This window comes from Neisseria weaveri (assembly GCF_900638685.1).
In the GTDB taxonomy this organism is placed as follows: domain Bacteria; phylum Pseudomonadota; class Gammaproteobacteria; order Burkholderiales; family Neisseriaceae; genus Neisseria; species Neisseria weaveri.
Map to the genome: position 1 here is coordinate 659,032 of NZ_LR134533.1, position 24,774 is coordinate 683,805.

21 protein-coding genes are annotated in these 24,774 nt (G+C 51.8%); 11 read left to right on the top strand and 10 right to left on the bottom strand.

Annotated elements, in window-relative coordinates; translation table 11 throughout:
* Nucleotides 1–241: 241 nt before the first annotated feature.
* The gene (gene adk, locus EL309_RS03270; protein ID WP_004282776.1) at nt 242–889 is read left to right on the top strand and encodes an adenylate kinase; all 648 of its coding nucleotides are present in this window, start codon (nt 242–244) and stop codon (nt 887–889) included.
* A gap of 147 nt (nt 890–1,036) precedes the next feature.
* On the opposite strand, the gene EL309_RS03275 is transcribed toward adk, so the two are convergent.
* The 3 genes from EL309_RS03275 to EL309_RS03285 form a co-directional block, all read right to left on the bottom strand.
* Nucleotides 1,037–1,960, bottom strand: coding sequence for a MetQ/NlpA family ABC transporter substrate-binding protein (locus EL309_RS03275; protein ID WP_004282775.1), 924 nt, complete (start codon nt 1,958–1,960; stop codon nt 1,037–1,039).
* A gap of 85 nt (nt 1,961–2,045) precedes the next feature.
* Nucleotides 2,046–2,732 (bottom strand): methionine ABC transporter permease, encoded by a 687-nt coding sequence (locus tag EL309_RS03280; RefSeq protein WP_004282774.1) that lies wholly within the window; start codon nt 2,730–2,732, stop codon nt 2,046–2,048.
* A gap of 1 nt (nt 2,733) precedes the next feature.
* On the bottom strand, nt 2,734–3,471 hold the full coding sequence (locus EL309_RS03285) for a methionine ABC transporter ATP-binding protein (RefSeq protein ID WP_004282773.1): 738 nt from the start codon (nt 3,469–3,471) through the stop codon (nt 2,734–2,736).
* Between the two features lie 540 nt (nt 3,472–4,011).
* On the opposite strand from EL309_RS03285, the gene EL309_RS03295 reads away from it, so the two are divergent.
* Nucleotides 4,012–7,842, top strand: coding sequence for a DUF3683 domain-containing protein (locus tag EL309_RS03295; RefSeq protein ID WP_004282770.1), 3,831 nt, complete (start codon nt 4,012–4,014; stop codon nt 7,840–7,842).
* 88 nt (nt 7,843–7,930) lie between these two features.
* On the opposite strand, the gene EL309_RS03300 is transcribed toward EL309_RS03295, so the two are convergent.
* Both EL309_RS03300 and EL309_RS03305 read right to left on the bottom strand, forming a co-directional pair.
* The gene (locus tag EL309_RS03300) at nt 7,931–9,085 is read right to left on the bottom strand and encodes an ABC transporter permease (protein WP_004282769.1); all 1,155 of its coding nucleotides are present in this window, start codon (nt 9,083–9,085) and stop codon (nt 7,931–7,933) included.
* Nucleotides 9,086–9,195: 110 nt separating this feature from the next.
* The gene (locus tag EL309_RS03305; RefSeq protein ID WP_004282768.1) at nt 9,196–10,404 is read right to left on the bottom strand and encodes an ABC transporter permease; all 1,209 of its coding nucleotides are present in this window, start codon (nt 10,402–10,404) and stop codon (nt 9,196–9,198) included.
* A gap of 374 nt (nt 10,405–10,778) precedes the next feature.
* Here EL309_RS03305 and EL309_RS03310 point away from each other — a divergent pair, with 374 nt between their 5' ends.
* Nucleotides 10,779–11,819 carry an endonuclease/exonuclease/phosphatase family protein gene (locus EL309_RS03310; protein WP_004282767.1) on the top strand — a complete coding sequence of 347 codons (1,041 nt, stop codon included), beginning with the start codon at nt 10,779–10,781 and terminating at the stop codon, nt 11,817–11,819.
* A 166-nt stretch (nt 11,820–11,985) separates the two neighbouring features.
* Nucleotides 11,986–13,092, top strand: coding sequence for a PDDEXK family nuclease (locus EL309_RS03315; protein ID WP_004282766.1), 1,107 nt, complete (start codon nt 11,986–11,988; stop codon nt 13,090–13,092).
* A 77-nt stretch (nt 13,093–13,169) separates the two neighbouring features.
* On the opposite strand, the gene EL309_RS03320 is transcribed toward EL309_RS03315, so the two are convergent.
* On the bottom strand, nt 13,170–14,162 hold the full coding sequence (locus EL309_RS03320; RefSeq protein WP_004282765.1) for an HlyD family secretion protein: 993 nt from the start codon (nt 14,160–14,162) through the stop codon (nt 13,170–13,172).
* Nucleotides 14,163–14,287: 125 nt separating this feature from the next.
* A complete protein-coding gene (locus tag EL309_RS03325) occupies nt 14,288–15,784 on the bottom strand; it encodes a TolC family protein (protein WP_004282764.1) in 1,497 nt (498 codons plus the stop codon).
* Nucleotides 15,785–16,086: 302 nt separating this feature from the next.
* On the opposite strand from EL309_RS03325, the gene EL309_RS03330 reads away from it, so the two are divergent.
* From EL309_RS03330 to EL309_RS03350, 5 genes are all read left to right on the top strand, one after another.
* Nucleotides 16,087–16,281 carry a hypothetical protein gene (locus EL309_RS03330; RefSeq protein ID WP_004282763.1) on the top strand — a complete coding sequence of 65 codons (195 nt, stop codon included), beginning with the start codon at nt 16,087–16,089 and terminating at the stop codon, nt 16,279–16,281.
* Nucleotides 16,282–16,304: 23 nt separating this feature from the next.
* The gene (locus EL309_RS03335; RefSeq protein WP_004282762.1) at nt 16,305–17,525 is read left to right on the top strand and encodes an aspartate kinase; all 1,221 of its coding nucleotides are present in this window, start codon (nt 16,305–16,307) and stop codon (nt 17,523–17,525) included.
* A 119-nt stretch (nt 17,526–17,644) separates the two neighbouring features.
* On the top strand, nt 17,645–18,355 hold the full coding sequence (locus tag EL309_RS03340; protein WP_004282761.1) for a phosphoglycolate phosphatase: 711 nt from the start codon (nt 17,645–17,647) through the stop codon (nt 18,353–18,355).
* Nucleotides 18,356–18,414: 59 nt separating this feature from the next.
* A complete protein-coding gene (recX, locus tag EL309_RS03345; RefSeq protein WP_004282760.1) occupies nt 18,415–18,867 on the top strand; it encodes a recombination regulator RecX in 453 nt (150 codons plus the stop codon).
* 42 nt (nt 18,868–18,909) lie between these two features.
* Nucleotides 18,910–19,719 (top strand): alpha/beta fold hydrolase, encoded by an 810-nt coding sequence (locus EL309_RS03350; protein ID WP_004282759.1) that lies wholly within the window; start codon nt 18,910–18,912, stop codon nt 19,717–19,719.
* Nucleotides 19,720–19,789: 70 nt separating this feature from the next.
* Here the strand turns inward: EL309_RS03350 and EL309_RS03355 are convergent, their stop codons facing one another.
* The 3 genes from EL309_RS03355 to rsmA form a co-directional block, all read right to left on the bottom strand.
* Entirely contained in the window at nt 19,790–20,431 is a 642-nt protein-coding gene (locus EL309_RS03355; protein ID WP_036494638.1) for an HI_0552 family protein, read from the bottom strand.
* Nucleotides 20,432–20,509: 78 nt separating this feature from the next.
* Nucleotides 20,510–21,235: an amino acid ABC transporter ATP-binding protein gene (locus tag EL309_RS03360; RefSeq protein ID WP_004282757.1), complete on the bottom strand. Its 726-nt coding sequence runs from the start codon at nt 21,233–21,235 to the stop codon at nt 20,510–20,512.
* Between the two features lie 19 nt (nt 21,236–21,254).
* On the bottom strand, nt 21,255–22,034 hold the full coding sequence (rsmA, locus tag EL309_RS03365) for a 16S rRNA (adenine(1518)-N(6)/adenine(1519)-N(6))-dimethyltransferase RsmA (RefSeq protein WP_040669512.1): 780 nt from the start codon (nt 22,032–22,034) through the stop codon (nt 21,255–21,257).
* Between the two features lie 390 nt (nt 22,035–22,424).
* Between rsmA and prpB the strand changes: the two genes are divergently transcribed.
* Both prpB and prpC read left to right on the top strand, forming a co-directional pair.
* Nucleotides 22,425–23,306: a methylisocitrate lyase gene (gene prpB / locus EL309_RS03370; protein ID WP_004282755.1), complete on the top strand. Its 882-nt coding sequence runs from the start codon at nt 22,425–22,427 to the stop codon at nt 23,304–23,306.
* A 177-nt stretch (nt 23,307–23,483) separates the two neighbouring features.
* The gene (gene prpC, locus EL309_RS03375) at nt 23,484–24,635 is read left to right on the top strand and encodes a bifunctional 2-methylcitrate synthase/citrate synthase (protein ID WP_004282753.1); all 1,152 of its coding nucleotides are present in this window, start codon (nt 23,484–23,486) and stop codon (nt 24,633–24,635) included.
* Nucleotides 24,636–24,774 lie beyond the last annotated feature (139 nt).

The window sequence follows — 24,774 nt, forward strand, 5'->3', positions numbered from 1 at the left end:
GCAACGCAAAAAATATCAAACATACAATAACGATATCTCTACAAAAGGAAGAAATATGAAGATTAAACAGCCGATAAAACACAATACCGCCGCCCGCCCGGATACCCCGTGCCGCGGCCGTACCGCTTCATAAAAAACCACAAACCAAAGCCCGCCTGACGAAACCTGCATTGCACCGTCAGGCGGAAAAACGAATCAATCATTCCAATTGTTTCATCATCAATCCACAGAGGGACAAAATATGAAAGTTTTATTATTAGGCGCACCCGGTGCAGGCAAAGGCACTCAGGCACAATTCATCACTGCCGCTTTCGGCATTCCCCAAATTTCCACCGGCGACATGCTGCGCGCAGCCATCAAAGCCGGCACTCCTCTGGGTTTGGAAGCCAAAAAAATCATTGACGAAGGCGGCTTGGTTCGCGACGACATCATCATCGGCATGGTGAAAGAGCGTATCGCCCAAGACGACTGCAAAAACGGTTTCCTGTTCGACGGTTTCCCCAGAACATTGGCGCAAGCCGAAGCAATGGTTGAAGCCGGCGTAGACTTAGATGCCGTTGTCGAAATCGACGTACCCGACAGCGTAATCGTAGACCGCATGAGCGGCCGCCGCGTACACCTGTCTTCAGGCCGCACCTACCACATCAGCTACAATCCGCCGAAAGTGGAAGGCAAAGACGACGTTACCGGCGAAGACCTGATCCAACGCGACGACGATAAAGAAGAAACCGTTAAAAAACGCTTGGCCGTTTACCACGACCAAACCGCCGTATTAATCGGCTTTTACAGCAAGCTGACCGGCGAACACGCACCGAAATACATCAAAGTGGACGGCACGCAAGCCGTTGACGCGGTTAAAGCCGAAGTATTGAGCGCATTAGGTAAATAAACCTTCGCATCCACTTCATTTTTAACCCCAAGAGGCCGTCTGAAATTTTCAGACGGCCTCTTGCTGCTTATTTACTGTTCCCAACCGAAACAAGCATAAAAAAACGCCCCGATAATCGGAGCGTTTTGCTTTATTTTCAAACCGATATTACTTGGCAGCAGAAGCGGTAGAAGCAGCTTCGGCGGCCGCACCTTCCACAGCCTGCTCACCCCAGGCAGCCGGATATTTGTAACCGGCAAAGCGTTGTTTGGCGTAAGATTTGAACTCGTCTGAATTGTAGGCTTCATTCACATCTTTCAACCATGCGCTGTCTTTATCCGCAGTTTTTACGGCAGACCAGTTCACATAAGCAAAGCTCGGCTCTTGGAACAGGGTTTCGGTCAGCTTCATGCCGCTGCTCATCGCATAGTTGCCGTTTACGATGGCAAAATCAACGTCGGCACGGCTGCGCGGCAATTGAGCGGCTTCCAACTCAACGATTTTGATGTTTTTCAGGTTTTCGGCAATGTCGTTTTTAGAAGCGGTCAACGGGTTCACGCCTTCTTTCAATTTAACCCAACCCAATTGATCCAACATTACCAAAGCACGGGCGAAGTTTGAAGGATCGTTCGGAGCAGATACGGTTACGCCGTCTTTCACTTCATCCAAAGAATTCAATTTTCCGGGATACAGACCCAGAGGTGCAGTCGGTACTTGGAACACTTCGGTAATATCCAAGTTGTGTTCTTTTTTGAAGTCGTCCAAATAAGGTTTGTGTTGGAATACGTTGATGTCCAACTCACCTTCGGCCAATGCCAGGTTAGGACGGACATAATCGGTAAACTCAACCAGTTTTACAGCGTAGCCTTTTTTCTCCAAAGCAGGTTGGATTTGGTCTTTAACCATATCGCCGAAGTCACCGACAGTCGTACCGAATACGATTTCTTTTTTCTCGGTGGCAACGGCAGCGGAAGCAGCAGCTTCAGAAGCGGCTGCAGGTGCTTGCGCTTCCTGTTTTTGACCGCCGCAGGCAGCCAGAGCCAACGCCAACGCGCTCAGAGAGAAAGTTTTAAATAAAATATTTGCTTGCATAATTCAAAGTCTCCTTAAAGTTATATTCAAGCCGCCGAAACAATCCCTTATTTTTCAGACGGCCTCATATCCATTCAAACCAACATTAACGCTTATCCAGCTTACGGGCGATAAAATTACCCGTAGTCTGCATCAAAATCACCAGCAACACCAAAATGGCAACAATAAAAATAATGACTTCGGTCTGGTAGCGGTAATAACCGTAACGGATGGCCAAATCGCCCAAACCGCCGCCGCCGATCATACCGGCCGCCGCGCTGTAAGAAAGCAGACCGATGGCCAACACCGTAATACTCGACACCATACCCGCACGCGCTTCATTCAACAAAACTTTGCGGATAATCGCCAACGGCGTCGCACCCATGCTGCTGGCCGCCTCAATCACACCGCGCGGCACTTCGCGCAGGTTTTGTTCGACCAAACGGGCAAAATAAAACAAACCGGAAACACTCAAAACCAAAGATGCCGCCACCGGCCCGATAGTGCTGCCCACAATCGCCCGCGTTGCAGGAATCATGGCAATCATCAGAATCACAAACGGGAAAGCCCGCATCAGGTTGACAATATTATCCAAGACAAAATTCAGCTTACGGCTGTAATGAAGCTGTCGGTTGGCGGTAACAAACAGCAACACGCCCAAAGCCGTGCCGAATACGGTTGCAAACGTGGTCGACAAACCGACCATAATAAAGGTTTCCCACAAAGCCTGAACAATCTCGCCGCGCATCGCAGTAATATTTTGTACGGCCTGAGCAAAAGTCAAATCCGCCATTTCAGTCCTCCCGAATCAGTTCCTGCCCGATTTCGGACTGTGCATGAATTTGATTGTTGTTCACTTCCACCACTTCCAGCAACTTGCCCTGATGCAGCAAAGCCGCACGGTCGCACAAACGTCTCAACACGCTCATTTCGTGCGTCACGATGACAATGGTCACATTGAAACGCTTATTAATGTCTTCCAAGCATTCCAATACGCTGCGCGTCGTTGCCGGATCCAAAGCCGAAGTCGGCTCGTCGGCCAAAATGACTTTAGGGTTGGAAGCCAAAGCGCGGGCAATGCCGACACGCTGCTTTTGTCCGCCCGACAACTGGGCCGGATAATGCCCGGCACGGTTAGACAAACCCACGATTTCCAAACACTCGGCCACACGCTGGCTGATTTTTTCAGACGGCCATCCTGCAATCTCCAAAGGAAAAGCCACATTATCTTCAACCGTGCGGTTACTCAACAGATTAAACTGCTGAAACACCATACCGATATTCTGTCTTGCCAACCGCAAATCGGCGGCACCCATCGCCGTCAAATCCTGACCGTCGACAATCACACGCCCCTGCTCCGGACGTTCCAACAAATTAATCAGGCGCAGCAAAGTCGATTTTCCGGCACCGGAATAGCCCATCAAGCCGAAAATCTCGCCCTGCTTCACTTCCAAGCTGATGGGCTCGACCGCAGTAAACCAAGACTTATCTCTATGCTGATAACGCTTGGATACATTATCCAAAATAATCATATATTTCTTGCTTCTTTCAAATACAACAAAGCCCGATGTGCAAACACAACGGGCAACAATCACTATCGCTTTAATACATTGGAAAATGAATTACGCTTTAGCTGTTTTACGCCCGCAAGCTGTGTCAAATCGGCGAATAAGTTAGGTAGGGAATTAAACTTGAATTTCACCTATAAGTCAAGGAGAAAATAACCGCACTTTCCAACCTCCCTTCCAAACCGACCCGACTGCGTATCCGCAGGATTTCCGGGGCTGCTTTCCGCTTTCAGACGGCCTGACGGTGTCATTCCCGATAAATATTGTAAACAATATACATCAAATAAAACCATCACACCAAACTGAAAACAATACAAAAAATAAAAACAACATCATGTTTTAAATAAATAAATCCTGCATAAAACCAACGCAAACCAATCAAAACCGCCCAACCGGCCACGCTGAAAAACAGGTTATTTAAAACAATAAAAAAGTTCCTGTAATCCCCAACTTCCTTTAAAATAACGGCCTGCCAATGAAAAATATGATTTTCGGAACCAAACCATGACCACAACGACACAGCAACGATTACGCGAAATTCCCTACAATTACACCTCTTATTCCGACCGTGAAATTGTCATCCGTATTTTGGGCGAAGACGCATGGTTGATCTTGCAAGATTTGCGTACGCAGCGCCGAACCGGCCGTTCTGCGCGTATGCTGTTCGAAGTTTTGGGCGATATTTGGGTGATGACGCGCAATCCTTATTTGGTAGACGACCTGCTCGAACATCCAAACCGCCGCACTGCTCTGGTTAAGGAAATGCGCCACCGGCTCAACGAAATTCAAAAACGCCGCGACGACAATCCCCAAGTCAACCGCCTGTTGCAATTGGCGGAAGCCGCTGTCGTAAAATTTGACGAAAGCTTCGAAACCACCCGCAAAAAGCGCGAACAGATTCTGGCGCGCCTCTCCAAAATCACCAAAAAACACAACATCATGTTCGACGGGCTCGCCCGCGTGGTACACGTTACCGACGCTACCGACTGGCGCGTGGAATATCCGTTTGTGGTGGTGAATCCCGACACCGAAGCCGAAGTCGCACCTTTGGTGAAAGCCTTAATCGAACTCGATTTAACCATCATTCCGCGCGGCGGCGGCACAGGCTATACCGGCGGCGCAGTGCCGCTCGATGCCATGAGCGCGGTCATCAACACCGAAAAACTCGACAAACACAACGGCGTGGAATATGTGGAACTGCCCGGTTTGGAAGGCAAACACCCGATTATCCATTGCGGCGCGGGCGTGGTAACGCGGCGGGTGGAGGAAACCGCCACCGCCTCCAAACTGGTATTCGCGGTTGACCCGACCTCCGCCGATGCTTCCTGCGTAGGCGGCAACGTGGCCATGAACGCGGGCGGCAAAAAAGCCGTATTGTGGGGCACTGCTCTGGACAATCTTGCCTACTGGAAAATGGTCAACCCGCAAGGCGAGTGGCTGAAAATCGAGCGCGTGCGCCACAACTTCGGCAAAATCCACGACGAAAAAACCGCCGTTTTCGATGTACATACATTGGATTCAGACGGCCTCAACATCGTTAAAACCGAACGCTTGGAAATCGACGGCCACAAATTCCGCAAAGTCGGCCTCGGCAAAGACGTTACCGACAAATTCCTCAGCGGCCTGCCCGGCGTGCAAAAAGAAGGCACCGACGGCATCATCACCAGCGTGGCCTTTGTGCTGCACACCATGCCGAAACACATCCGCACCATTTGTTTGGAGTTTTTCGGCACCGTTGCCAACGCCACGCCGTCTATCGTAGAAATCCGTGATTATCTGCTCGGCCACGAACAGGTACAACTGGCCGGTTTGGAACATCTCGACTGGCGCTATGTGCGCGCGGTTGGTTATGCCACCAAAGCGGCGGGCAAAGGCCGCCCGAAAATGGTGCTGATTGCCGACATTGTGAGCGACGATGAAGCCGCCGTTATCGAAGCGGCCGAGCATATCGTCAAACTGGCGCAAGCCCGCGACGGCGAAGGCTTTATCGCCGTTACCCCCGAAGCGCGCAAAACCTTCTGGCTCGACCGCAGCCGCACCGCCGCCATCGCCAAGCACACCAACGCCTTTAAAATCAATGAAGACGTGGTGATTCCTCTGGAGCGTTTGGGCGAGTATTCAGACGGCATCGAGCGCATCAACATCGAACTGTCGATTAAAAACAAACTCGCCTTGTGCGAAGCCTTAATCCAATATCTGCAAGGCAACCTGCCCGTCGATAAAATGGGCACCGACCTGCCCAGCAGCGAATTGCTGGGCGAACGCGCCAAACACGCATTGGCACACGTTCAATCGGTTAAAGAGCGTTGGGAATGGCTGCTTATCAACCTCGACGCGCCTTTGACCGAATACAAACAACGTTACGGCCATGCCGTCCACGCCGCGCCCGAAGCGCGAGACGAAGAAAGCTGCTTCATCGCCTTCCGCGATTTCCGCCTGCGCGTGTCGATTAAAGCCGACGTAATGAAACCCCTGTCTGAAATTTTCAGCGGTAAGGCCGACACCAAAATCATGGAAGGTTTGGCCAAGATTCACAGCCGCGTGGTGCGCGGGCGCGTGTTCGTTGCTCTGCACATGCACGCGGGCGACGGCAACGTCCATACCAATATCCCTGTCAATTCAGACGACTACGACATGCTGCAAACCGCCCACAAAGCGGTGGAACGCATCATGAACATCGCCCGCAGCTTAAACGGTGTGATTTCCGGCGAACACGGCATCGGCATTACCAAACTCGAATTTTTAACCGACGAAGAAATGCAGCCCTTCTGGGACTACAAAGCCAAAGTCGATCCGCAAGGCCGCTTCAACCGCCACAAGCTGATGAAAGGCTCGGATTTACGCAACGCCTATACGCCTTCGTTCGAGCTGCTCGGCGTGGAATCGCTGATTATGGAGCAGTCCGACCTCGGCACCATCGCCGAATCGGTGAAAGACTGCCTGCGCTGCGGCAAATGCAAACCCGTGTGCAGCACCCATGTGCCGCGTGCCAACCTGCTGTACAGTCCGCGCAACAAAATTCTCGGTGTCGGCTTGCTAACCGAAGCGTTTTTATACGAAGAACAAACCCGCCGCGGCGTATCGCTGCGCCATTTCGACGAACTGAACGATGTCGGCGACCACTGCACCGTGTGCCACCGCTGCGTGAAGCCCTGCCCCGTCAACATCGACTTCGGCGACGTAACCGTGGCCATCCGCAACTATCTGCGCAAAGCCGGTAAACGCAAATTCAACCCAGCCGTAGCCGCCGGCATGGCTTTTCTCAACGCCAAAGACCCGCGCACCATCCAAGTATTGCGCAAAGGCGTGGTGGAAGCCGGTTTCAAATTTCAGAATATGGCATACAACTGGGGCAAGAAAGCCCATATCGGTGCAGGCCGTCTGAAAAAAGCCCCCAAAGCCACCACGGGCGGCTCGCCGATTAAAGAGCAAGTGGTGCATTTCATCAACCGCCCGCTGCCGCGCCATGTGCCGATAAAAACCGCCCGCGCTTGGTTGAACATCGAAGACAACAAAACCGTGCCGATTATCCGCAACCCGCAGCTTTCCGAAGACAGCGAAGCCGTGTTCTACTTCCCCGGCTGCGGCTCCGAGCGGCTGTTCAGCCAAGTCGGTTTGGCTACGCAAGCGATGCTCTGGCATGCCGGCGTACAAACCGTGCTGCCGCCGGGCTACCTCTGCTGCGGCTATCCGCAAGACGCAGGCGGCAACAAAGACAAAGCCGAACAGATGACCACCGAAAACCGCGTGCTCTTCCACCGTTTGGCCAACACCTTAAACTACCTCGATATCAAAACCGTGGTCGTGAGCTGTGGCACCTGCTACGACCAGCTGGAAAAATACCGCTTCGAAGACATTTTCCCCGGCTGCCGCATCATTGATATTCATGAGTTTTTATTGGAAAAAGGCATCAAGCTCGACGGCGTGAGCGGCCAGCAATACCTGTATCACGACCCCTGCCACAGCCCAATCAAAACCATGAACGCCACCAAAATGACCAGCGAGCTGATGGGCAAAGAAGTGGTGTTGAGCGACCGCTGCTGCGGCGAATCGGGCATGTTTGCCGTCAAACGACCCGACATCGCCACGCAAGTGAAATTCCGCAAGCAGGAAGAAATCGAGAAAAACCTCAAGCAGCTGCCGCAGGGCGAACCGGTCAAAATGCTCACCTCCTGCCCCGCCTGCCTGCAAGGTTTGAGCCGCTACACCGACGACAACGCCATGCCCGCCGACTACATCGTGGTGGAAATGGCGAAACACATCCTCGGCGACAACTGGCAAAACGAGTTCGTTGAAAAAGCCAATAACGGCGGCATCGAGAAAGTGTTGCTGTAAGCCGCTTAATTAAGCCATAAAAAGGCCGTCTGAATTTTCAGACGGCCTTTTTATAATCCAAGTTTAATGTCAAACACCGCAAGCGGCTTTATCCATTATCGCCGACCGATTCTGCCGCTTGCGGCCGGGTTTTGCCGACATAACACCACAACACCAAGACAAACAACGCCAGCAATACCGACAACACCAGCAGCAGATACGCGGCATCGGCAAACGGCGTACCGATTTGGTTGAAGCGCACCGAAGCTTGAATGCCCGCCGTGCTCGGAATCAGCCAGCGCAACCATTGCAACGGCAGCGGCAGCAATTCGGCAGGCCAAGCATAGCCGCTGAGGAAAAACATCGGAATCGACGTGAACATCAACAACTGCAAAGAACGCTCACGCTTTTGAAACCACAGCCCGAACAAACAGCCGAGCGTGGCAACCGTAGGTGCGAACAGCAGTGTGAACGCCAGCATGCCGCCGATATTCTGTCCGCGCCCGTAGTCTTGGATATAAAACACCCAGCCGAAGTAAAACAGCGACATCAGCCAGCCCATCACCGAAAGTGCGGCAATTCTGCCCGCCCACGCCTGCATGGTGGCATATTGCCGTTTCTGTTCGCGCCATGTACCCACCAGCAACGCCGAACCCATCATCAAAAGCTGCTGCACAATCAGCACCGCCACGCCCGGCACGACATAATTGCCGTAGCCTTGAGTCGGGTTGTATTGCACCTGCATCACAAACGGTATCGGATTTTGCGCGGCCAAAGCTTGTTCCGGAGTCATACCGCCCGCTTGCAGGCGTTTGATTTGAATGCCTGCCGAAACCGTGCCGACCACTTCGGCAAAACCGGTTTGCACTTCTTTGCTGACTAAGAGGTAACTGCCGTTGGCCAACACCTCCGCCCGTGCGGGACGCTGCATCATCACATCGTTTTTCAAACCGGCTGGCAGCACCATATAGCCGCCGATTTCCCCTTCCCACAAGGCTGTTTTCGCATCGTTCTCGCTAGGCATCACCCGAACGTCCAAACGCGGGCTGGCTTCTGCCATGCGGATGATGCGCTGCGACAAAGTGCTTTTGTCGTAATCGATGATTGCCGCCGGAATCCGCCGCGCCGCCTGCGTGCTGTACGGCCACGGATAGAAAAAGCCGTAAAGCACAGGTGCGATTACCAACATCAGCAGCACGCCTTTGTCGGAAAAGATGTTGCGGACAGTGTCGATAAATGCGGCGGTGAAGATTTTCTGTTTCATGTTCGGGAAAGTTTTGCAGTTTGTTTTTGGTACAAGGCACAGCAGAAACTAGAGTCCATTGGTCATCGCGTTTTCAGACGGCCTCCAAGCTGAGGAGGCCGTCTGAAAAACTATCGTGCGCCCCAACGTTCGGGCAGCCGGTAGGCACGTTGCGACAATTTGGTTGCAACCGACAACAGCAGAACGGCGGCCAATGCCGACCACAACAGCGGCGCGGCCGACCATTGCCACGGTATGCCCATTTCCAGCAACCCTTGCTGTAATTCCAGATAATGCGTGAGCGGCAATATGTCCGACCAATTCCGCGCCCATTGGGGCATGGCGATACGCGGAAACGCAATACCCGAAAAGGCGAAAGCGGGCGCGGTAATGAAGCCGGTGGCAGACAGCCCCATACGCAGCGACATCGGCAAAGCGGTGGCGATCACGCCCAGCCACAACGACACCAGCATCATCAAACACAGCCCTAAAAACGCGGCCAGCCACGACAACCCGCCGACATCATGCGTTTGCGCCAGCAGCCACAACAGCATGCCGCTCCATACGGTAAAGGCCAGCGCCGGCCACAGCAGCTTGCCGCACAGTGCGGACATGGCATCGCCAAAGCGGATATGGCCGTCTTTCAGACGGCAGCCTGCCGCCGTCAGCCAATCGTGCAGGCTTTTATCGCGGATTTCCCGTCCGAAAGCCACCGCACCGGCGGTCATGGCCAAAATGTGCAGCAGCCCCGGAATCAGCGTGGCGGCCAGAAATTGCTGGTAGTCGGTGGAAATATTGAACAGCGCGGAAGTGCTCGTGCGTATCGGGCTGAACGTATTTTCCGCCTGTTGCGGCGAAGCGCCGCGTTTGTTGAGGGCTTTCATTTCCACCCCTGCCGAGAGCGTGCCCGCCACGGCCTGCACGTCGCGCACCAATACGCCGGAAAACGAACCGAACTGCCCGTTGAGCTGCAAAATCAACGGTGAAGCCCCGCCTTGCTTGAGCTGTCGGGAAAAACCGTCGGGAATCACCACCACGCCGTATACGTCGATTCTGTCCAAACCCTGTTGTGCGGCGCGTTCGTCGGTGTAAGTCTGCACCACTTTCAAAGCCGGTGCGCCGTCGAGATAACGCACCACTTGGCGCGATAAGGCGCTGTGGTCTTTATCCAGCACGCCGACGGGCAGGTCGGTGATGGCCGCGCGGGCAAACATCCACCACACCAGCAATACGCCGGCAAGCGGCAGCCACAGCAGCAGCGAAAGCTCCCAGCGTTCACGGCGCAGATAGTGCCATTCCAAACGCGCACTTTGCCAAAAGATGTCGGTGAGTTTATTCATAGGTATCTTGGTTTTTCAGACGGCCTCTCCAGCTTGGAGGCCGTCTGAAAATCATTCTTGCCGCAAATAAAGCTGAAAATCCGGTTTGTGTTCATATTAACTTTTTTCAGACGGCCTGTTTTTCCTTTTTAAACAAACAGTCTGCCTGAAAAACAATCAAAAAATCATATCATCAATACCATCTTACCGCACGAAACAAATTAAACTGTTTATTCAAAAGCAATAAATAAGCCCATGCCGATATTGACGTAAAACAAAGCCGTCTGAAAATCCGCGCCTGCCGCCCGTCAAACAACTTTCCTCTTCATAAACAAAGTGATAAATTTAAAACATAAGCCTATGCAATACCCAACAAGCGTTTTCAAGGAGACATCATGACCTATTACGCCGACATCAAAAAAATCCAAGACACCGCCTCCCGCCGCCGCACCGTCGAAGGCCTGCAACGCTTGCGCAGAGCCTTAGCCGAACAGATTCCCACCCGCACCGTTTCCGACACCCTGCTGCTTGCCACATGGAACATCCGCGAGTTCGATTCCGGCAAATACGGCTACCGCAGCGAAGAAGCCTATTACTACATTGCCGAAATCCTCAACCATTTCGACCTGATTTCCATTCAAGAAGTGCGCGACGGCCTCTACCCGCTGCAACACCTGCAACGGCTGCTCGGCGACAACTGGCAGTTTCTCGTTACCGACGTCACCCTCGGCACGTCCGGCAACTCCGAGCGCATGGCCTATCTCTATGACCGCCGCAAAGTCAGCTTCACCGGCTTGGCCGCCGAACTCGTACTGCCCAAAGACAAAAACGCCGAACAGGAACCCTTGCAGCTCGCCCGTTCGCCCTATGTGGCAGGCTTCAAAGCAGGCTGGGCCTACCTCACCCTCGCCACCGTACACATCTACTACGGCAAAGGCGTGGCCGTCGATCCGCGCCGATTCGACGAAATCAAATCGTTCAGCCGCACCATCGCCAAACACGCCGCCAAACTTTCCGGCGCACCACAATATAAGCCCGGCGCAGAAGTGAAGCCCGACAACCTCATCATGCTCGGCGACTTCAACATCTTCAACCGCAGCGACGTCACCATGCAGGCGATTACCGAAGCCGGATTCGTCGTTCCCGAAGAACTCAAAACCATCCCCGGCTCCAACGTCGCCAAAGACCGCCACTACGACCAAATCGCCTACTACAAACAGCTTGCCAAACTCAAGCCCACCGGACGCGCAGGCGTATTCGACTTCTTCGAACACGTTTACCGCTTGGAAGACGAAGCCGCCTACGCCCGAGAACGCGAAACCAAGCCCGGCCGCAGCTTCAAAGACTGGCGCACCTACCGCATGAGCGACCACCTGCCGATGTGGATTGAATTGGGGATTGACGACAGCGATACTTATTTGAGCGGATTGAAATAGTTTTTAAAAAGCCGAAAGCAAGAGGCCGTCTGAAAATTTCAGACGGCCTTAAGTATATATTCGGCAATTAAACGCGATGCATTCATCAAAATTTTGCAAACTATCATTATCTTCTAAATTAACATTTTTTAAAATTACTTAATTCCTAACATAACAGTGATCGACCATGAGCCTTTTTGAAATTGAAAATACCCTAGACAATATCAAAATTGCCAAGCCGGTTAATCAAAAAACATTTATACACTACGGGATGCTGGAAGACGAAATTCAAAAAATCATCATCGGCAGATTAAAACAAGAAGTCGATGAAAAAAGAAGCGATGCACCGAAAATCTTGGGAGAGGAACTGTTATTCATTGCCGAAGAATATTCAGGTTGGCAAGATTCCCGCAAACACTTAGATATCTTGGCACTCGATAAAAAAGGCAATCTTGTTGTCATCGGACTAAAGAGGAATGAAAACGGTTTGCACATGGACTTGCAGACTATCCGCTATGCAGCGATGGTCTCACAAATGACACCCAACGATGTTTATTCCGTTTATGCAAAAACATACGAATGCTCGGAGGAAGACGCCAAATCCAAAATTGAAGAATGGTTCGAAACAACCGAAGACCAAGGAGAAAGCGGTGAACAGGAAGATGTTCTGAACAGCGACGATTTCTTAAAAGATGTCCGCATTATTCTGGTCAATCAAAATTTCAGCTCCGAGCTTACTTCATGTGTTTTATGGCTGCTGGAAAAAGAAATCGATATTTCCTGCATCAAAATTACGCCGTATCAGTTAAACGGCCAATATTTGTGGGATATGGATAAGATTATTCCATTGGCAGAAGCTAATGATTTCAGGCTGAAGCAGAAACAAAAGAAAGAAGAAATTAAAGAACAAAAACAACACAATAGGGATTACACAAAATACAAATTCAAGGACACTAAAAATCCTCTAAAAGAACAATTAATTAACAACCTCCCAAAAAATCAATTGGTTTTCCATATAGTAAAAGAATATGTGAAGAGAGAATCAGGGATAACTTTTGAAAAACTACATGAAAAATTCCCCGATTCTTTGCACAGAATAAAAAGATTCGGTGTTATCCGAAAAATCGAAAATATTGAAGAAAAATACCTAAACCGGTATTTCAGTGAGACTATCTTTCTTGACGATAGAACTGAAATTGCCGTCTGTAATCAATGGGCTGCCGACAGAATATCGGGTTTTATTGCAGCAGCGCATCAGCTCGGATTTGAGATTGAAGCCATGCCGAAGCCTTAACTTATACCAATAATTTTCACAATAAGGCCGTCTGAAATTTTCAGACGGCCTGTTTGCTTCCAATCCCTACCCTTTTGCTATTCCGCAACCACCAGCACGCTCATGCCGGGGCGGACGTTTTGCAAAGGCTGTACGGGGCGGGCTTTGATTTCGAAGGTGCGCATATCGAAGCCGTCGTTATTGCGGGTGGCGCGCCATGTGGCGTAGTCGGCCAGCACTTTGCTGGCAAACACTTTGAAGCGCACGGGCTGACCGCCCAAAGCGGGAATCGTGCCTTCGAATTCTTTTCCCAAAGCGAAAGCGTTTAAATAATCTTCGCGCACGTTCAACACCAGCCATTGGTCTTTCAAATCCACCAACGTAACCACCGGCACGCCTTGCGGCACAACGGTGCCTTCTTCTGCCATCACATCGGCCACTTGGCCTTTAATCGGGCTTTTCAGGTTGGCTTCGGCTTGGGCGGCTTCGGCTTCTTCCACTTTGGCGGCCACTTGTTTGGCTTGGGCTTCGGCGGCTTCTTTGTCTTCTGTACGCGCGCCGGTTTTGGCCATGTCGTATTGGGCTTTGGCGGCGGCGGCCTGTTCTCGGCCGGCGATGTAGTTGGTGTAGGCTTCATCGCGTTTTTGGCGCGACATCAGGCCTTCGTCGGCGAGATTTTTCACGCGGCGGTAGGAGATTTCCGCCAATTCGGCCGCGGCTTGGGCGCGTTTCCATTGCGCGCGCGCCATTTCGATTTCCTGCGGGCGCGCACCGTGTTCGGCTTTGCGGGCTACGGCTTCGGCGGCTTCCTGCGCGGCTTTGGCCTGTTTGATTTTGGCGGTGATTTCGGGGCTGTCCATCTCGATCAGCTGTGTACCGGCTTCGATGTTTTGGCCTTCTTTGACGAAAATTCTGCTGATGCGGCCGGGTACTTTGGCGGCAATATCGGTTTCTTTGGCTTCCATCTGCCCTTGCAGCACGACGGGCGTGGGTTTGGCTGCCAGCCATACGCCGTAGGCCACCGCGCAGGCGAGTATCAGTAAGGCCGCAATTAAGGCGGCGGAGCGGTTTTTGTTTTTGCTTTCTGTCATGGTTATGCTTTCTTTTTTTTCAGACGGCCTCTTGGGCGGGAGCCGGGCTTGCCTGATTGTATTGGTGATTTTCAGACGGCCTTTTTTTCAGACGGCCTGTATTTGACCGGACAGGCCGTCTGAAATTATTGGACGATGCCGTTTTTCATAAACAGTTTGACATCGGCCTGCCGTTCGTAATCGGGCAGCCGTTCGGGAATGCCGCTGCTTTCCAGCAGCTGTGCCAGCGACTGCACATAATCGTTGGCGGCTTTGGCGCGCTCGGTTTTGGCTTTGGTAAACTCGGTTTCGGCTTTCATCAGCTCCGCCACGGTATTCATGCCTTCGCGCAGCCCGGCTTTTTTCAGGCGCAGCACTTCTTTGGCCAGATTGACGTTGCTGCCGCGACGCAGATATTCCATGCGGGCGTTTTCGACATTGCGCCAATGTTTTTCCACCAGCAGCAAAATATTGTCGCGCAAATCTTCACCGCTTTTTTCGGCTTGAATCATTTGCTGTGCGGAAGCGCGCCCCATCGCTTTGCGGTCGATTTGGCTGTATAGCGTCCAATGCAGATTGACGCCTGCCACCCAGTTGGCTTTGTTTTTGATTTCGTATGCGCCGAAAAGATTGAGATTGGGCTTGTAGCGTGCGTGTCCGGCTTTGTGCAGGGCTTCGGCCTGATGTTTTTTGGCGTTCACTTTGCCGAATGCGGGATGTTTTCCCAAGGCAAGCTGTTGGAAATGGGACAGCGGCTCAATGGGCTTGGTATGCAGGAAAATCGGCGTGGCCGGTTTTACCGCCCTTTCGCTGCCGAGCAGGCGGCGCAAGGCGGTTTCGGCTAAAGCGGCATCATGGTGCGCTTTTTCGGCTTCGCGTTTGGCATTTTCAAATGCGGCCTGCGCTTCCAAACGCTCCACTTTGGCAATCAGGCCTTCTTCCAATGCGCGTTTGGCGGTGTAGTCGTAGCGCGAAAGGGTGTTCACGGCCTGATCGTGCAGACCGGCGGCCATGCGTGCAAGCTGTGCGCCGAAATAACGCTCGGCCAAGGTGCTGTTTAAGCCGTTGGCGGTCAGAGAAGTGTCGGCTCCGGCTTCGTCGGCACGGGCTTTGAGAAAATCCTTAGCCGCTCCGGCCGCACCGCCGTTGTAAACCGGCCATACCGCCAGCAGCGCGGCATTGCGGCCGGTCTGCTTGACATCGTAAGGCAATTCGTCGGGAATACCGGCCACCATGCCTTTCGCGCCGGCATTCATCAATGCCAGCATGGAAGGATCAACGCCGGGAATTTTGATGCCGGCTTGGGTATGCTCCGCCGCTTTCTGCTTCAAATCGGCGATGTCGATATCGCCACGTACGCGGTAACGGGCGGCATTGGCCTCCAACATCACGCTCGGCCCGCCCAAATTGGAAGCGGCCTCGCTCTGCAAACGGCGCGCCTGTTCAAACGCTTGTGCAGACGCAAGCTTGGGCGACGAAGCCAGCAAAGCCTGCCTGGCCTGCTCAAAACTAAATACGCTTTCATTCGCCGGTCGGGAGGCCGTCTGAATGTTGTCGGCCGCTCCGTCCGAATCGTGGGAAGCCGCCACCAACGGTGCATATACACACGCAGACAAGGCAAGCGGTAGCAATATTTTTTTCATGAATATCTATACGAAAATGTTTAATAAAGTATTTTTAATATTGGAATTATAGGTTTAGCCCCACAAAGCAGCAATGTTTCAAATAGTGTACAACCTCTATTTGTAAACAGTTTATGCAGCCACCCGTTTGAAAAGCCAATTTTTTCAGACGGCCTCTTAGGCGTACCGTCATCTACACAAAGCATTTCCTGTTTTCTTTAACATCAAACCTGAAATGCCCTGTTCGGCATCCGTGTAAAATTGAAAACAATCTGCCAATTTCCCCACACCCCGCGCAAGCCTGTAAAGCAGGCGCTGCCGAGTTGGTTACTTTAGAACAAATGAACCTTGTATTATGTGTAAAAAATAGTAATAATGCTTCATTCAGCCGATTCCGCCATGCCGGAAAAGTTCCTGAACAGCATAAGCAAAAATTTCTAAAAGCTGCGTCTGCCTTTCCGCCGCAGCTTTTAAAAATCCCGAATATTGCTCCGAAAAGATTTCAAACAGTTATATAAAACCAATCAAGAAAGCACGAAAAATGGCGTTAATCGTACAAAAATACGGCGGCACTTCTGTCGGCTCGGCAGAACGCATTAAAAATGTCGCCAAGCGTGTTGCCAAAGCCCGCGCAGAAGGGCACGACGTAGTCGTGGTGGTTTCGGCCATGAGCGGTGAAACCAACCGACTGGTCGCACTGGCACACGAAATGCAGGATATTCCCGATCCCCGCGAGTTGGACGTTGTCCTCTCCACCGGCGAACAAGTCACCATCGGCCTTTTGGCCATGGCGCTGAAAAACATCGGCGTTCCCGCCAAGAGCTACACCGGCTGGCAAGTTGCCGTGAAAACCGATAACGCCCACACCAAAGCCCGTATCGAAGAAATCGACGATGCTGCCATGCGCGCCGATTTGAAAGAAGGCAAAGTCGTGATTGTGGCCGGTTTCCAAGGCATCAACGAAAAAGGCGATATTTCCACATTGGGCCGCGGCGGCTCGGATACTTCCGCCGTTGCTTTGGCTGCCGCTTTAAAAGCCGACGAATGCCAGATTTACACCGATGTGGACGGCGTATACACCACCGATCCGCGCGTTGTGCCCGAAGCACGCCGTTTGGAAACGGTCACTTTCGAAGAAATGCTGGAATTGGCCAGCCTCGGTTCGAAAGTTTTACAGATCCGCTCCGTAGAGTTTGCGGGCAAATACAAAGTCCGCCTGCGCGTATTGAGCAGCCTGCAGGAAGGCGGCGACGGTACATTAATTACCTTTGAAGAGGACAACAACATGGAAAGAGCTGCCGTATCCGGTATCGCATTCGATAAAAACCAAGCCCGTATCAACGTGCGCGGCGTACCCGACAAACCGGGCATTGCCTACCAAATTTTGGGTGCCGTGGCCAACGCCAATATCGAAGTGGATATGATCATTCAAAACGTCGGTGCGGAAGGCACGACCGACTTTTCATTCACCGTACCTCGCGGCGACTATAAACCGACTCTGGAGCTGCTGAACCAGCTGAAAGACAGCATCGGTGCGGCCGAAATCGACGGCGACGATACCGTATGCAAAGTATCCATCGTCGGCTTGGGTATGCGTTCGCACGTCGGCGTGGCTTCGAAAATGTTCCGCACGCTGGCTGAAGAAGGCATCAATATCCAGATGATTTCGACTTCCGAAATCAAAGTTTCCGTATTGATCGACGAAAAATACATGGAACTGGCCACCCGCATCCTGCACAAAGCATTCGAGTTGGATCAATAAGCATTCGCCCAACCATTGCTCCAAAGGCCGTCTGAAAATTTCAGACGGCCTTATTCAATCAGAATCCCATGCTAAAAATGCTACAATAGCTTTTTAGCTAACAATAACACCGAAAAGATATGAATCCGACTATCGACCATGTTCAAGCCGTAGCTTTCGATTTGGACGGCACGCTCTGCGACTCCATTCCCGATTTGGCCGCTTCCGCCAACGCCATGCGCGGACATCTCGGCCTGCCTCCCCTGCCCCGAGACACCGTAGAAAGTTATGTCGGCGACGGCATCGGCATACTCGTCCACCGCGTGTTAACCGACCGGCGCGACGGTCAAGCCGAAGCCGCTCTGTGGGAGCAGGGCTTTACCTTTTTCGTGCACTACTACCGCGAACATTTGAGCGATTTCACCTGCGCCTATCCCGAAACCGAAACCGGCTTAGGCCTGCTGAAAAGCCTCGGTATTCCATTGGTCGTGATTACCAATAAAAACGAAATTTTGGCCGTCGAACTCTTAAAACAGCTCGGCTTGGCCGACTACTTCAGCCTGATTCTCGGCGGAGACAGCCTGCCCGAGAAGAAACCCAGCGCGCTGCCGCTGAAACACGCCGCCGAAGTTTTGAATATCGACGTTGCCAATATGCTGATGGTCGGCGATTCGCACAACGACATTCTCGCCGCGAAAGCCGCAGGCTGTTTAAGCGTCGGCGTTACGTTCGGCTACGGCGACATGACCGAACTCTCGCAAAACCCGGCCACCAAACCGGACTGGCTGATCGGTTCGCTGCCGGAAATCTACGAAAACCTGCAACCGCAAAAAGAAAACGACGACGAATAATCCCAATATACAGGCCGTCTGAAAAACTCCTTCATTTTCAGACGGCCTCATCCGTATTTATGAAGCCGCAAAAATCACTACGCGCCCGCGCCATGGACATACTTTCCCGACAGGAAATCAGCCGCGCCGAGCTCAAACGCAAACTGTTGCGATACAGCGAAGACGAAGAAGAAATCGACCGGGTTTTGGCAGAGTTTGCCGAACGCAATTGGCAGTCCGACCAACGCTTCGCCGAATCCTATATCCACAGCAAAAGTAAACAACACGGCCGCCTGCGTCTTAAGCATGCCCTCAACGCCAAAGGCGTCAGCGAAGAAGACGCACGCGCCTTCCTGCCCGACCGTCGGCAGGAACTGCAAACCGCCATCAGCGTTTTACGCAAAAAATTCAAACACCCCGACAAAGACCCGAAAGAAATCCAAAAACAAATGCGCTTTCTCGCCTATCGCGGTTTCGATATGGACACCATCCATACCGCCATCAAAAGCGACTGGGCGGAAACCGAAGAGTAAGGCCGTCTGAAGAATAAGGCCGTCTGAAAAAAAGAACACCAAATGAAAGAAACGCTCAACCATATCGACATCGCCCTCAACACCTACGGCAGCCGCGACAACCCCACCCTGATTCTGATACACGGCCTGCTCGGCAACCGCACCTCGCTCGCCCCGTTGGCACAACAATTAAGCAGCCGTTACTTCACCGTTACCTACGATTGCCGCGGACACGGGCAAAGCAGCAAACCGCAACACTATACCTTAGCCGACCACGCCGCAGACCTGGCCGCCCTAATCGACCGTTTCGGCGGCCAAGCCCACGTGTTCGGCTATTCGATGGGTTCGTATATTGCCGCCCAAGCCGCCATCAATACCCCGCAAAAAATCCGCCGCCTGATTCTGGCCGTGACCAAACCGAAAGATGACGGCAACGGCTCCTCCATTGCCCGATTGCTCCAAGCGCACGGCCTGACGCCGAAAACCGCAACGGAAACCCAAATCCAAGCCGTTTTGCAGGCCGCATTGTGGTCACCGCACACATCTCAAGCCCGACGCGATGCCCTCAACGCCGAAGCCGACCGGCGCGGACGCGAAGCCCGCATTCCCATACTCACCGCTGCACAACGCCACGCCGTCAACCAAGCCTTAGTCGGCTTTGATCTCAGCGGCAAACTGCCCGATATCCAAGCCCCGACTCTGGTTATCGCCGGCAAATACGACGGCATTAATCCGCCCGAAACCGTCCGTACCGTCGCCGATCTCATTCCCCGCAGCCGGTTCGAGTTATTCGAACACTCCGGCCATCTTATCCACCGCGAAGAGCCGGAAAAGCTGCTGCAAACCGTTGAAACCTTTCTTACCGAATCTTAAATCACTTGAGGCCGTCTGAAATTTTCAGACGGCCTCATCAACTTCAATCAGCGGCAACCGGCAAAAAAATCTATTTACCGTTACTCTGCCACCCTTCATGGCATGCTTCATACAAAGGCTGCAACAAACGCACCGCCGACACAATCCGCCCGACTGCATCCGTATGCGCTAAATCATCACGCCCGACATGGCAACCGATGCGGAAAAAATCCTTTCCGCCTGCCAACACTTCTTCTTTCCAAGCAAACAGAGCCGATGAGTTTAAATGATCGTCATATTCGCTGTCGCTGCCCAGCCAAACCTCAAAACCCGGAAGCCCGTCTTCGGGTAAAGCCTCTGTCCAACGGTGGTAATCCGCCAATCCGATCACCGACTGTGCGGCGCGGTAAGCATGCCAATCCAAAGCAACCGTCAGACGGCGGCGGTTCAGCAGCAGCGAAAAAATGGCCGCCGACTGCCGGTAACGATGGTATTTGAAATACGCGAAAAAGTGCGCCCTTACCTGCCAGCCGTTACACCAACGCTCGATATGCGGTTCTGCAAACTCCGCACCCAAACGTCCGTAAACCTGCATAACCACATCGCGCCAAACCGCCCAAGCCGCTTTGTATTCCGCTTTCACGGCTTCCACCGAATCCGGCGCATATTTCTTCATTTGTGCAAACTGGAAAAAAGTGCGGTTAAACACATCACAACTTTCAGGACGCAACATATATATCTCCACCGGCGGCATCAAGCCGCCCAATCCCAATCCGACAAAAAAGGAACCTTAAAGGCTCCTTTTTATCCGTTAGTGCATTACCTGCTGCAAAAACTGTTTGGCACGCTCATGCTTCGGATTTCTAAAGAACTCTTCCGGCGTCGCTTCTTCGATAATCTGCCCGTGATCAACAAAAATCACACGGTCGGCTACCTCGCGCGCAAAACCCATCTCATGCGTTACGCACATCATGGTAATACCGGTCGTTGCCAAATCCTTCATCACGCGCAGCACTTCGCCGACCATTTCCGGATCAAGCGCAGATGTCGGCTCGTCAAACAGCATCACGCGCGGTTCCATCGCCAAACCGCGTGCAATCGCCACACGCTGCTGCTGGCCGCCTGAAAGCTGTCCGGGCAGCGCGTCTTTTTTATGCTTCAAGCCGACACGCTCCAACAGCTCCATCGCTTTTTTCTCCGCCTGCTCGCGGCTCTGTTTCTTCACTTTCATCGGCGACAGAATAATGTTTTCCAATACCGTCAAATGCGGATACAGATTGAAGCTTTGGAACACAAAGCCCACCTCTTCACGGATTTTGTTCAAATCGGTTTTCGGGTCGGCCACGTTTACGCCGTCCACCCAAATCTCACCGCTTTCGATGGTTTCAAGTTGGTTGACCGTACGGATAAGCGTCGATTTTCCGCTGCCCGAAGGACCGCACACCACCACCACTTCGCCCTGCTTCACTTCCAGATTGACGCCGTTGATTACATGCAGGTCTTTAAAATATTTATGTACGTTTTTAAACTTAATCATGCTTGTTTCCTACGTTTTTTCAGACGGCCTTTTCAACCAGATAATTACTCAACTCAACATATTTTTCCGGCGCGATATGTTCTGCACGGTCTTGCGGATCGATGCCCACCGCCAGTAAATCCCCATCCGCGGCCACTTCTTTCAAATTATTGCGGATGGTCTTGCGCCGCTGATGAAACGCCAGTTTCACCAGTTTGGCAAAATGGTCGAAATCTAAAGCTTCACCCAAACGGTGTTTTACCGGAATCATACGCACAACTGCCGAATCGACTTTAGGTGCGGGATCAAAAGATTCAGGCGGCACATCCAGCAGATATTCCATATCGAAAAAATACTGCAACATCACGCCCAAGCGGCCGTAATCATTGGTTTTCGGCTCTGCCACCATGCGCTCGACCACTTCTTTTTGCAGCATAAAATGCATATCTGCAACTTCGTCCGCCACTTCGCTCAACCGGAACAGCAGCGGCGTGGAAATATTATACGGCAGATTACCGACAATCTTTTTCATGCCCGGCACGCTGCGGAAATCAAACTGCAATACGTCGCCTTCGTGAATCTCCAACTTACCGGCAAACGGCAGGGTTTTCAAACGCTTGATAATATCTCTGTCGATTTCCACCACATGCAGCTTGTCCAACCGTTTGGCCAAAGGCTCCGTAATCGCCGCCAAACCCGGGCCGATTTCGATTACCGTATCGCCGGGCTGCGGGCGGACGGCGTTAACGATATCGCTGATAATACGCGTATCCTGCAGGAAATTCTGCCCGAAGCGTTTTCGTGCTTTATGTTCTTTCATCATCTTTATTAATATCCGTCGGATTCAGGCGGTATTGTAACTGAAAACCTGCAAAGCCGTCTGAATTTCACACACCGTCTCAAGCTTGGAAACACGGCTTTCAAACAAAGCAAACCGCCGCCGAAACGCCCCCATGCCACATGGAAAAATCCGTATAAAACCGGAAAATTTTTAATTAATATAAAAATAAGTTATTGGAAAAATTTTATAAAATTTTAATAAAATACTTTATTTTCAATAAATTAAATAGAAAAAACAAATTCATTTATTCATACTTTATCCCATCAGGTTTTTTGATGAATCCCATCAGAATTTTGAATTTTACAGACCCATGCTTCATGGATAAACTCAAACGCACAAGAAAAATATCAACACTTTGGAGACTATATTATGACCCTACCTTCTGCCGGTCTGAAATTCCGTCAAGCAGTTCAAGAATCGAATCCTTTAGCCGTTGTCGGCTGTGTTAACGCCTATTTCGCCCGCTTGGCTACGCAAAGCGGCTTTAAAGCCATCTATCTTTCCGGCGGCGGTGTCGCTGCCTGTTCGTGCGGCATTCCCGACTTGGGCATTACCACGATGGAAGACGTGCTGATCGATGCACGACGCATTACCGACAATGTCGACACGCCTCTGCTGGTGGATATCGATGTGGGTTGGGGCGGCGCATTCAATATCGCCCGTACCATCCGCAACTTCGAACGCGCGGGGGTAGCTGCCGTCCATATCGAAGACCAAGTGGCTCAAAAACGCTGCGGTCACCGCCCGAACAAAGCCATCGTTTCCCAAGCGGAAATGGTTGACCGAATCAAAGCAGCCGTTGATGCGCGTGTTGATGAAAACTTTGTCATCATGGCCCGTACCGACGCTTTGGCCGTTGAAGGTTTGGATGCTGCCATCGAGCGCGCGCAGGCCTGCGTGGAAGCCGGTGCCGACATGATTTTCCCCGAAGCCATGACCGAACTGGGCATGTACAAAAAATTTGCCGATGCCGTCAAAGTTCCGGTATTGGCCAACATCACCGAATTTGGCGCAACGCCGCTTTACACTCAGCAGGAACTGGCTGAAAACGGCGTTTCCCTAGTTCTTTATCCGCTTTCTTCTTTCCGTGCAGCCAGCAAAGCCGCATTGAATGTTTACCAATCCATTATGCGTGACGGTACTCAAGCCAACGTGGTAGATACCATGCAAACCCGTGCCGAGCTGTACGAACATCTGAATTACCACGATTTCGAGCAAAAACTGGATAAGCTGTTCAGCCAAAACAAATAAACAACCAATCGGAATAAATGCGAAACAGATGCCGTCTGAAAACGGCGTCGGTTTCGCCCTACCCGAAAAATTTAAGACGGCCTCATCATTTGAATCAGAAACATTTGAATTATTTGATTTAAATAGAGTCCACAATAAGGCTTAAACCATAACGATTGTTTACCTAGGAGAAATAACATGACTACCGAAACCCCAGTAACACCGAAACCGAAAAAATCCGTTGCCCTCTCAGGCGTACCTGCCGGCAATACCGCACTGTGTACCGTGGGTCGCAGCGGCAACGATTTGAGCTACCGCGGCTACGACATTCTCGACTTGGCCAAACATTGCGAATTCGAAGAAGTGGCACACTTGCTGATTCACGGCCATCTGCCGAACAAATTCGAGCTGGCCGCATACAAGAAAAAACTCCAATCACTGCGCGGTTTGCCTATCCGCGTGATTCAAGTGCTGGAAAGCCTGCCTGCGCACACTCACCCGATGGACGTATTGCGTACCGGCGTTTCCATGCTCGGCTGCGTTCATCCCGAGCGTGAAAGCCAACCGGCCAGCGAAGCGCGCGATATTGCCGACAAACTGATTGCCTGCTTGGGCAGTATGCTGCTGTATTGGTACCAATACTCGCACAACGGCAAACGCATTAAAGTAGAAAGCAAAGAAGACAGCATCGGCGGTCACTTCCTGCATCTGCTGCACGGCAAGCGCCCGAAAAAATCCCACGTTAAAGCCATGCACATTTCATTGATTCTGTATGCAGAACACGAATTCAATGCTTCTACTTTCACTTCGCGCGTGATTGCCGGTACGGGCTCCGACCTCTACTCTGCCATTACCGGTGCTATCGGCGCATTGAAAGGCCCGAAACACGGCGGTGCCAACGAAGTGGCTTACGACATCCAAAAACGCTACCGCAATGCCGACGAAGCTGAAGCGGATATCCGCGAACGCATCGGCCGCAAAGAAATCGTTATCGGCTTCGGTCACCCTGTTTACACCGTTTCCGATCCCCGCAACGTTGTGATTAAAGAAGTGGCACGCGAATTGAGCCAAGAAACCGGCGATATGCGCTTGTTTGATGTGGCCGAGCGTCTGGAAACCCTGATGTGGAACGAGAAAAAAATGTTCCCGAATCTCGACTGGTTCTCTGCCGTTTCTTACCAAAAACTGGGCGTGCCCACCGCCATGTTCACACCGCTATTTGTGATTTCGCGCACTACCGGCTGGTCTGCCCACGTTCTTGAGCAACGCCAAGACGGCAAGATTATCCGCCCGAGCGCGAACTACACCGGCCCGGATGATTTGGCTTTCGTTCCGATGGAAGAGCGCTAATTAAATGTTGTAAGGTACGGTCGGTTTTACCAACCGTACCTTTTTGATTTTCAGACAGCTTTTTTTAAACGGGCCGTCTGAAAATAAACTACTCAAGCAAATTAACAACCAAGCCGAAAAAAATTCAGACGGCCTGATT

What these genes read in the sequence shown, in the direction of transcription:
- adk (WP_004282776.1), top strand. Translation starts at nt 242, where the DNA reads ATGAAAGTTTTATTATTAGGCGCACCCGGTGCAGGCAAAGGCACTCAG.
- EL309_RS03275 (WP_004282775.1), bottom strand. Translation starts at nt 1,960, where the DNA reads ATGCAAGCAAATATTTTATTTAAAACTTTCTCTCTGAGCGCGTTGGCG.
- EL309_RS03280 (WP_004282774.1), bottom strand. Translation starts at nt 2,732, where the DNA reads ATGGCGGATTTGACTTTTGCTCAGGCCGTACAAAATATTACTGCGATG.
- EL309_RS03285 (WP_004282773.1), bottom strand. Translation starts at nt 3,471, where the DNA reads ATGATTATTTTGGATAATGTATCCAAGCGTTATCAGCATAGAGATAAG.
- EL309_RS03295 (WP_004282770.1), top strand. Translation starts at nt 4,012, where the DNA reads ATGACCACAACGACACAGCAACGATTACGCGAAATTCCCTACAATTAC.
- EL309_RS03300 (WP_004282769.1), bottom strand. Translation starts at nt 9,085, where the DNA reads ATGAAACAGAAAATCTTCACCGCCGCATTTATCGACACTGTCCGCAAC.
- EL309_RS03305 (WP_004282768.1), bottom strand. Translation starts at nt 10,404, where the DNA reads ATGAATAAACTCACCGACATCTTTTGGCAAAGTGCGCGTTTGGAATGG.
- EL309_RS03310 (WP_004282767.1), top strand. Translation starts at nt 10,779, where the DNA reads ATGACCTATTACGCCGACATCAAAAAAATCCAAGACACCGCCTCCCGC.
- EL309_RS03315 (WP_004282766.1), top strand. Translation starts at nt 11,986, where the DNA reads ATGAGCCTTTTTGAAATTGAAAATACCCTAGACAATATCAAAATTGCC.
- EL309_RS03320 (WP_004282765.1), bottom strand. Translation starts at nt 14,162, where the DNA reads ATGACAGAAAGCAAAAACAAAAACCGCTCCGCCGCCTTAATTGCGGCC.
- EL309_RS03325 (WP_004282764.1), bottom strand. Translation starts at nt 15,784, where the DNA reads ATGAAAAAAATATTGCTACCGCTTGCCTTGTCTGCGTGTGTATATGCA.
- EL309_RS03335 (WP_004282762.1), top strand. Translation starts at nt 16,305, where the DNA reads ATGGCGTTAATCGTACAAAAATACGGCGGCACTTCTGTCGGCTCGGCA.
- EL309_RS03340 (WP_004282761.1), top strand. Translation starts at nt 17,645, where the DNA reads ATGAATCCGACTATCGACCATGTTCAAGCCGTAGCTTTCGATTTGGAC.
- recX (WP_004282760.1), top strand. Translation starts at nt 18,415, where the DNA reads ATGAAGCCGCAAAAATCACTACGCGCCCGCGCCATGGACATACTTTCC.
- EL309_RS03350 (WP_004282759.1), top strand. Translation starts at nt 18,910, where the DNA reads ATGAAAGAAACGCTCAACCATATCGACATCGCCCTCAACACCTACGGC.
- EL309_RS03355 (WP_036494638.1), bottom strand. Translation starts at nt 20,431, where the DNA reads ATGTTGCGTCCTGAAAGTTGTGATGTGTTTAACCGCACTTTTTTCCAG.
- EL309_RS03360 (WP_004282757.1), bottom strand. Translation starts at nt 21,235, where the DNA reads ATGATTAAGTTTAAAAACGTACATAAATATTTTAAAGACCTGCATGTA.
- rsmA (WP_040669512.1), bottom strand. Translation starts at nt 22,034, where the DNA reads ATGAAAGAACATAAAGCACGAAAACGCTTCGGGCAGAATTTCCTGCAG.
- prpB (WP_004282755.1), top strand. Translation starts at nt 22,425, where the DNA reads ATGACCCTACCTTCTGCCGGTCTGAAATTCCGTCAAGCAGTTCAAGAA.
- prpC (WP_004282753.1), top strand. Translation starts at nt 23,484, where the DNA reads ATGACTACCGAAACCCCAGTAACACCGAAACCGAAAAAATCCGTTGCC.